The organism is Streptomyces kebangsaanensis (genome assembly GCF_001906585.1).
Taxonomy (GTDB): domain Bacteria; phylum Actinomycetota; class Actinomycetes; order Streptomycetales; family Streptomycetaceae; genus Streptomyces; species Streptomyces kebangsaanensis.
The window spans coordinates 143,148-150,636 of record NZ_JUJA01000167.1 but is presented as its reverse complement, the minus strand read 5'-3'; the positions used below and the strand labels follow the sequence as shown (position 1 = coordinate 150,636).

Below are 7,489 nucleotides of genomic sequence, written 5' to 3'. Positions count from 1 at the left end.
GGCGGTAGGGGGTCCGCCCGCAGCTGCCGAGTCCCAGCCGTTCGACGAGGGCGTCCACGTCCAGCGGATGGGCGTGCAGTCTGGCGACGTGCCGCAGCATCTCGTCCGCCCGCGCGCCCGAGTACACGCCTCCGGACTGCAGCATCACGCCGATCCGGGGCCGCAGCCCGGCCGACTGCCTGACGGGGTCGAGGCCCAGGACGCGCACCGTGCCGGAGTCCGGCCGCCGGTACCCCTCGCAGGTCTCGACCGTCGTCGTCTTGCCCGCGCCGTTGGGACCGAGCACGGCGGTCACTCCCGCCTGGGCCGTCAGGTCGAGGCCGTCCACCGCGGTCTTCGTGCCGTACCGCTTCACCAGAGCCTGAACCTGTACCACGGGCTCACTTCGCATGGTCCCAGAGTCTAGGTACGTGCGCGGGCGCCCCGACGCGCGGGTACGGCATCCCGGACCGGCCGGGCACCGCCACCGCAGATCTCGTTAGGTAACCCTAAGTGACGAAGTGCACGCCCGTCCGGATCAACGCCGCTTGTCACTCTCCGAGGAATTACGCAACAATGGCGTTGTGAAAAACGTTGGCGAGGCCCGGGAGACCCCCATGGGGGCCCGGCAGGAGGAGTTCGCGACCGGAGAGCGTTCCACGCGCGACCGGGTCGCCCGGTCCATCCTGCACCACGGCCCGTCGACCGTCGCCGAGCTGGCCGGCCGGCTGGGGCTCACCCAGGCCGCCGTGCGGCGCCACCTGGACGCCCTGACCGCCGACGACGTGGTGGAGGCGCGTGAGCAGCGGGTGTACGGGGCGCGGACGCGCGGCCGGCCCGCCAAGGTCTTCGCGCTCACCGACGGCGGCCGGGACGCCTTCGACCAGTCGTACGACAAGCTCGCCGTGGACGCGCTCCGCTGGATCGCCGAACGGGAGGGCGGGCCGGAGGCGGTCGCCGCCTTCGCCCGGGCCCGCGTCGCCGCGCAGGCGAGCGCGTACCGCAAGGCGATCCAGGCGGCCGGCCCCGACCAGCGGACGGAAGCGCTGGCGAAGGCCCTCAGCATGGACGGGTACGCTGCTACGGCGCGCAGCGCGCCCCTCCCGCACAAGGGTGAGCAGCTCTGCCAGCACCACTGCCCGGTGGCCCACGCCGCGGAGCAGTTCCCGCAGCTGTGCGAGGCGGAGACGGAGATCTTCGCCGAGCTGCTGGGGACTCACGTCCAGCGACTGGCGACCATCGCGCACGGCGACGGCGTCTGCACGACGTACATCCCCAAGACACCCCAGAACGACCACCGAAGCAACAACGCATCCGCAAGCACGGCCGGGAGGAACCCCGCATGACTCTCCCCACGGAGACTGCCCACCCCGAACTCGAGGGCCTGGGCAACTACGAATACGGCTGGGCCGACTCCGACGAGGCCGGTGCCGCTGCCAGGCGCGGTCTGAACGAGGACGTCGTCCGTGACATCTCGGCGAAGAAGTCCGAGCCGGAGTGGATGACCAAGCTGCGTCTCAAGGGCCTGAGGCTCTTCGAGAAGAAGCCCATGCCGAACTGGGGCTCGGACCTGTCGGGGATCGACTTCGACAACATCAAGTACTTCGTGCGCTCCACGGAGAAGCAGGCGGAGTCCTGGGAGGACCTGCCCGAGGACATCAAGAACACGTACGACCGGCTCGGCATCCCCGAGGCGGAGAAGCAGCGCCTGGTCGCCGGTGTCGCCGCGCAGTACGAGTCGGAGGTCGTCTACCACCAGATCCGCGAGGACCTGGAGGAGCAGGGCGTCATCTTCCTCGACACCGACACCGCCCTGAAGGAGCACCCCGAGCTCTTCAAGGAGTACTTCGGCACGGTCATCCCGGCCGGTGACAACAAGTTCGCCTCGCTGAACACCGCCGTGTGGTCCGGCGGCTCCTTCATCTACGTCCCGCCGGGCGTCCACGTGGAGATCCCGCTCCAGGCCTACTTCCGCATCAACACGGAGAACATGGGCCAGTTCGAGCGGACCCTGATCATCGTCGACGAGGGCGCCTACGTGCACTACGTCGAGGGCTGCACCGCTCCGATCTACAAGAGCGACTCGCTGCACAGCGCCGTCGTCGAGATCATCGTCAAGAAGAACGCCCGCTGCCGCTACACGACCATCCAGAACTGGTCGAACAACGTCTACAACCTGGTCACCAAGCGCGCCGTGGCCTACGAGGGCGCGACCATGGAGTGGATCGACGGCAACATCGGCTCCAAGGTGACGATGAAGTACCCGGCCGTCTACCTGATGGGCGAGCACGCCAAGGGCGAGACCCTCTCCATCGCCTTCGCGGGCGAGGGGCAGCACCAGGACGCCGGGTCCAAGATGGTCCACATGGCGCCGAACACGTCCTCCAACATCGTCTCCAAGTCCGTGGCGCGCGGCGGCGGCCGTACGTCGTACCGCGGCCTGGTGGAGATCGGCGAGGGCGCCGCCGGGTCGAAGTCGAACGTGCTGTGCGACGCGCTGCTCGTCGACACCATCTCCCGGTCGGACACCTACCCCTACGTCGACGTCCGCGAGGACGACGTGTCCATGGGCCACGAGGCCACCGTCTCCAAGGTCTCCGAGGACCAGCTCTTCTACCTGATGAGCCGCGGTCTGTCCGAGGACGAGGCGATGGCGATGATCGTGCGCGGCTTCGTCGAGCCGATCGCCAAGGAGCTGCCCATGGAGTACGCGCTGGAGCTCAACCGGCTGATCGAGCTGCAGATGGAGGGCGCGGTCGGCTGACCGCCCACCGCAGTCCCCGTCAAGCCCATACGCAAGAAAGCGAGCAATACGACAGCCATGGCTGAGGCCCAGAACATCCCGGTGGGCTCCGCGACCGCCGGTCAGATCGCGGTGGCCGCCGAGTCGACCGTCGCCACGCGCATGAGTGCGCCGCCCTCCTTCGACGTGGCGGACTTCCCGGTTCCGCACGGCCGCGAGGAGGAGTGGCGGTTCACCCCGCTGGAGCGGCTGCGCGGCCTGCACGACGGCACCGCGACCGCCACCGGCGAGGGCGTGAAGGTGGACGTCCAGGCCCCCGGGGGCGTCACCGTCGAGACCGTCGGCCGCGACGACGCGCGGCTCGGCAAGGCCGGCACCCCGGTGGACCGCGTCGCCGCCCAGGCCTACTCCGCCTTCGAGAAGGCCTCGGTCGTGACCGTCCCCAAGGAGGCCGTCCTGACCGAGCCGATCCGCATCGCGGTGCACGGCCAGGGCGGGGTCGCCTACGCCCACCAGATCATCGAGCTCGGGGCCTTCGCCGAGGCCGTCGTCGTCATCGACCACACCGGTGACGCGGTCCTCGCCGCCAACGTCGACTACCTGCTCGGCGACGGCGCCAAGCTGACCGTCGTCTCCGTCCAGGACTGGGACGAGAAGGCCGTGCACGTCGCCCAGCACAACGCGCTGGTCGGCCGGGACGCCTCCTTCAGGTCGATCGTCGTCACCTTCGGCGGCGACGTGGTCCGGCTGCACCCGCGCGTGTCCTACGCCGGCTCCGGCGGCGAGGCCGAGCTGTTCGGCCTGTACTTCACCGACGCCGGCCAGCACCAGGAGCACCGCCTCCTGGTCGACCACAACACCCCGCACTGCAGGTCGAACGTCGTCTACAAGGGCGCGCTCCAGGGCGACGACGCGCACGCCGTGTGGATCGGTGACGTGCTGATCGAGGCCAAGGCCGAGGGCACCGACACCTACGAGATGAACCGCAACCTGGTGCTGACCGACGGCGCCCGGGTCGACTCCGTGCCGAACCTGGAGATCGAGACCGGCGAGATCGTCGGCGCCGGCCACGCCTCCGCCACCGGCCGCTTCGACGACGAGCAGCTCTTCTACCTGATGGCCCGCGGCATCCCGGAGCAGGAGGCCCGCCGCCTGGTGGTCCGCGGCTTCTTCGCCGAGCTGGTCCAGCAGATCGGCGTCGCCGACCTCGAGGAGCGCCTCATCGCCAAGATCGACGAGGAGCTGGAGGCAGCGGTCGCATGAGCGACACCTTCGTACGCGTCTGCGGACTGGACGAGCTGGAGGAGGACACCCCGAAGCGGGTGGAACTCGACGGCACGCCCATCTCCGTGGTGCGCACCGACGGCGAGGTGTTCGCGATCTACGACATCTGCTCGCACGCGAACGTCTCGCTGGCCGAGGGCGAGGTCGACGACTGCCACATCGAGTGCTGGCTGCACGGCTCGCGCTTCGACCTCCGCTCCGGCAAGCCCGACGCGCTCCCCGCGACGCGCCCCGTCCCCGTATATCCCGTAAAGATCGAAGGGGACGACGTGCTCGTCTCCCTCACCCAGGAGTCCTGAGGCACCCATGGCAACGCTTGAAATCCGAGACCTGCACGTCACCGTCGAGGCCGACAACGCCACGAAGGAGATCCTCAAGGGCGTCGACCTCACCGTGAAGCAGGGCGAGACGCACGCCATCATGGGCCCCAACGGCTCGGGCAAGTCGACCCTCGCCTACGCCCTCGCCGGCCACCCCAAGTACACCGTCTCGGGCGGCACGGTCACCCTGGACGGCGAGGACGTCCTGGAGATGTCCGTCGACGAGCGCGCCCGCGCGGGCCTGTTCCTGGCCATGCAGTACCCGGTCGAGGTCCCCGGCGTCTCGGTCTCCAACTTCCTGCGCACCTCCGCGACCGCGATCCGCGGCGAGGCCCCCAAGCTGCGCCACTGGGTGAAGGAGGTCAAGGAGGCCATGCAGCGCCTCAACATGGACCCCGCCTTCGCCGAGCGCAACGTCAACGAGGGCTTCTCCGGCGGTGAGAAGAAGCGGCACGAGATCCTCCAGCTGGAGCTGCTCAAGCCGAAGATCGCGGTGCTCGACGAGACCGACTCCGGCCTGGACGTCGACGCCCTGCGCGTCGTGTCCGAGGGCGTGAACCGGGTCCGTGACAACGGCCAGGTCGGCACCCTGCTCATCACCCACTACACGCGCATCCTGCGCTACATCAAGCCCGACCAGGTCCATGTCTTCGCCGACGGCCGCATCGTCGAGTCCGGCGGCCCGGAGCTCGCGGACAAGCTGGAGAACGAGGGCTACGAGGCATACGTGAAGGGTGGCGCATCCGCGTGACACAGCTGCCGGGCCTCCTCGACACCGAGGCGCTCCGCAAGGACTTCCCCGTCCTGGACCGGATGGTCCACGACGGCAGGAAGCTCGTGTACCTGGACAACGCGGCGACCTCGCAGACCCCGCGCCAGGTGCTCGACGTGCTCTCCGAGTACTACGAACAGCACAACGCCAACGTCCACCGCGGTGTGCACGTGCTCGCCGAGGAGGCCACGGCGCTGTACGAGGGCGCGCGCGACAAGGTCGCCGCGTTCGTCAACGCGCCCAGCCGCGACGAGGTGATCTTCACCAAGAACGCCTCCGAGTCGCTCAACCTCGTGGCGAACATGCTCGGCTGGGCCGACGAGCCCTACCGCGTGGACCACGAGACCGAGATCGTCATCACGGAGATGGAGCACCACTCCAACATCGTTCCCTGGCAGCTGCTGGCGCAGCGCACGGGCGCGAAGCTGAAGTGGTTCGGCCTCACCGACGACGGCCGCCTGGACCTGTCGAACATCGACGAGGTCATCACGGAGAAGACGAAGATCGTCTCTTTCGTGCTGGTGTCCAACATCCTCGGCACCCTGAACCCGGTCGAGGCGATAGTGCGCCGGGCGCAGGAGGTCGGCGCTCTGGTCTGCGTCGACGCCTCGCAGGCCGCCCCGCACATGCCGCTGGACGTACAGGCCCTGCAGGCCGACTTCGTGGCCTTCACCGGCCACAAGATGTGCGGCCCGACCGGCATCGGCGTGCTCTGGGGCCGCCAGGAGCTCCTGGAGGACCTGCCTCCGTTCCTCGGCGGCGGCGAGATGATCGAGACGGTGTCGATGCACTCGTCGACGTACGCCCCCGCCCCGCACAAGTTCGAGGCGGGCACCCCGCCGATCGCGCAGGCGGTCGGGCTGGGCGCGGCGATCGACTACCTGAGCGCGATCGGGATGGACAGGATCCTCGCCCATGAGCACGCGCTCACCGAGTACGCGGTGAAGCGGCTGGCGGAGGTCCCCGACCTCAGGATCATCGGCCCGGCCACGGCCGAGGACCGCGGGGCCGCCATCTCCTTCACGCTCGGCGACATCCACCCGCACGACGTGGGCCAGGTCCTCGACGAGCAGGGCATCGCGGTGCGCGTGGGCCACCACTGCGCGCGGCCCGTCTGCCTGCGGTACGGAATTCCTGCGACCACGCGAGCGTCGTTCTATCTGTACTCCACGCCGGCCGAGATCGACGCACTGGTCGACGGCCTGGAGCACGTACGGAACTTCTTCGGATGAGGGGCTGACGCGTGAAGCTGGACTCGATGTACCAGGAAGTCATCCTGGACCACTACAAGAACCCGCAAGGGCGGGGCTTGCGGGACGGCGACGCCGAGGTGCACCACGTGAACCCGACGTGCGGCGACGAGATCACCCTTCGCGTGAAGTACGACGGCACCACGATCAAAGACGTCTCGTACGAGGGCCAGGGCTGCTCCATCAGCCAGGCCTCGGCCTCCGTACTGAACGAACTCCTCGTCGGCAAAGAGCTGGCCGAGGCGCAAAGGATCCAGGAGACCTTCCTGGAGCTGATGCAGTCCAAGGGCAAAATCGAGCCCGACGACGCGATGGAGGACGTCCTGGAGGACGCGGTGGCGTTCGCCGGGGTGTCCAAGTACCCGGCCCGGGTCAAGTGCGCCCTGCTGAGCTGGATGGCCTGGAAGGACGCGACGGCCCAGGCGCTGGACGGCGCCGACGCCGAAAGGAAGACGGCATGAGCGAGACCGTGGAGATGAAGCCGGCCTCGGAGGAGGAGGTCCGGGAGGCCCTGATGGACGTCGTCGACCCCGAGCTGGGCATCGACGTCGTCAACCTGGGCCTGATCTACGGCATCCACGTCGACGAGTCGAACATCGCGACCATCGACATGACCCTGACGTCGGCGGCCTGCCCGCTGACGGATGTCATCGAGGACCAGGCCAAGTCCGCCACGGACGGCATCGTCAACGAGCTGCGCATCAACTGGGTCTGGATGCCCCCGTGGGGCCCGGAGAAGATCACGGACGACGGCCGCGAGCAGCTGCGGGCGCTGGGCTTCAACGTCTGAGAGCCACGGGCGGACGAGCACGGCGGAAACGGCGAGGTCCCCGGGGACCTCGCCGTTTCCCGTGCCCGGCGGGTGCTCAGGCCAGGCCGTCCACCAGGCGGAAGGCCGAGTCCGCGACGTACAGGTCGCCGCTCTGGTACGGGTCCAGCCGCAGCTGGAAGTTCTGGTGGCGCAGGAAGCGGCCGGGGTGGTTCACCGACTCCAGCATGACCGCGCCGGCGTGGGCGGAGACGCGGGGGCAGAAGGTGGCGTCCTGGCGGAACAGGGCGGAGCCGTCGTCGGGCTCGGCGCGCAGCAGGAAGCCGCGGTGGCGCAGGTAGCCGCCGTCGGCCGTGGCGAAGGAGTGGCAGG

At 69.1% G+C, this 7,489-nt stretch carries 10 protein-coding genes; 8 read left to right on the top strand and 2 right to left on the bottom strand.

Annotated features, from left to right (window positions below; genetic code table 11):
- On the bottom strand, positions 1 to 391 hold a 391-nt coding region (locus RH94_RS45680; protein WP_407697406.1), incomplete at its 3' end, for an ATP-binding cassette domain-containing protein.
- A gap of 172 nt (positions 392 to 563) precedes the next feature.
- On the opposite strand from RH94_RS45680, the gene RH94_RS35485 reads away from it, so the two are divergent.
- Genes RH94_RS35485 through RH94_RS35450 form a run of 8 tightly spaced genes read left to right on the top strand, consistent with a single transcriptional unit; the run spans position 564 to position 7,138 of the window.
- On the top strand, positions 564 to 1,325 hold the full coding sequence (locus tag RH94_RS35485; RefSeq protein ID WP_073952409.1) for a helix-turn-helix transcriptional regulator: 762 nt from the start codon (positions 564 to 566) through the stop codon (positions 1,323 to 1,325).
- On the top strand, positions 1,322 to 2,743 hold the full coding sequence (gene sufB / locus RH94_RS35480) for a Fe-S cluster assembly protein SufB (protein WP_073952408.1): 1,422 nt from the start codon (positions 1,322 to 1,324) through the stop codon (positions 2,741 to 2,743). The genes RH94_RS35485 and sufB overlap by 4 nt, the downstream gene beginning before the upstream one ends.
- A 57-nt stretch (positions 2,744 to 2,800) precedes the next feature.
- On the top strand, positions 2,801 to 3,985 hold the full coding sequence (gene sufD / locus RH94_RS35475) for a Fe-S cluster assembly protein SufD (RefSeq protein WP_073952407.1): 1,185 nt from the start codon (positions 2,801 to 2,803) through the stop codon (positions 3,983 to 3,985).
- Positions 3,982 to 4,305 (top strand): non-heme iron oxygenase ferredoxin subunit, encoded by a 324-nt coding sequence (locus RH94_RS35470; protein ID WP_073952406.1) that lies wholly within the window; start codon positions 3,982 to 3,984, stop codon positions 4,303 to 4,305. Before sufD ends, RH94_RS35470 begins: the two co-directional genes overlap by 4 nt.
- Before the next feature lie 7 nt (positions 4,306 to 4,312).
- Positions 4,313 to 5,077 carry a Fe-S cluster assembly ATPase SufC gene (gene sufC, locus RH94_RS35465; RefSeq protein WP_073952405.1) on the top strand — a complete coding sequence of 255 codons (765 nt, stop codon included), beginning with the start codon at positions 4,313 to 4,315 and terminating at the stop codon, positions 5,075 to 5,077.
- A complete protein-coding gene (locus tag RH94_RS35460; protein WP_073952404.1) occupies positions 5,074 to 6,330 on the top strand; it encodes a cysteine desulfurase in 1,257 nt (418 codons plus the stop codon). Before sufC ends, RH94_RS35460 begins: the two co-directional genes overlap by 4 nt.
- A gap of 11 nt (positions 6,331 to 6,341) precedes the next feature.
- Positions 6,342 to 6,809, top strand: a complete 468-nt coding sequence (gene sufU, locus RH94_RS35455; protein WP_073952403.1) for a Fe-S cluster assembly sulfur transfer protein SufU — start codon at positions 6,342 to 6,344, stop codon at positions 6,807 to 6,809.
- Positions 6,806 to 7,138 (top strand): metal-sulfur cluster assembly factor, encoded by a 333-nt coding sequence (locus RH94_RS35450; RefSeq protein WP_073952402.1) that lies wholly within the window; start codon positions 6,806 to 6,808, stop codon positions 7,136 to 7,138. Before sufU ends, RH94_RS35450 begins: the two co-directional genes overlap by 4 nt.
- Before the next feature lie 76 nt (positions 7,139 to 7,214).
- On the opposite strand, the gene RH94_RS45670 is transcribed toward RH94_RS35450, so the two are convergent.
- Positions 7,215 to 7,489 (bottom strand): AbfB domain-containing protein (locus RH94_RS45670; RefSeq protein WP_234426270.1); only part of this gene is annotated, 275 nt, incomplete at its 5' end.

What these genes read in the sequence shown, in the direction of transcription:
- RH94_RS35470 (WP_073952406.1), top strand. Translation starts at nt 3,982, where the DNA reads ATGAGCGACACCTTCGTACGCGTCTGCGGACTGGACGAGCTGGAGGAG.
- sufC (WP_073952405.1), top strand. Translation starts at nt 4,313, where the DNA reads ATGGCAACGCTTGAAATCCGAGACCTGCACGTCACCGTCGAGGCCGAC.
- RH94_RS35450 (WP_073952402.1), top strand. Translation starts at nt 6,806, where the DNA reads ATGAGCGAGACCGTGGAGATGAAGCCGGCCTCGGAGGAGGAGGTCCGG.
- sufB (WP_073952408.1), top strand. Translation starts at nt 1,322, where the DNA reads ATGACTCTCCCCACGGAGACTGCCCACCCCGAACTCGAGGGCCTGGGC.
- sufD (WP_073952407.1), top strand. Translation starts at nt 2,801, where the DNA reads ATGGCTGAGGCCCAGAACATCCCGGTGGGCTCCGCGACCGCCGGTCAG.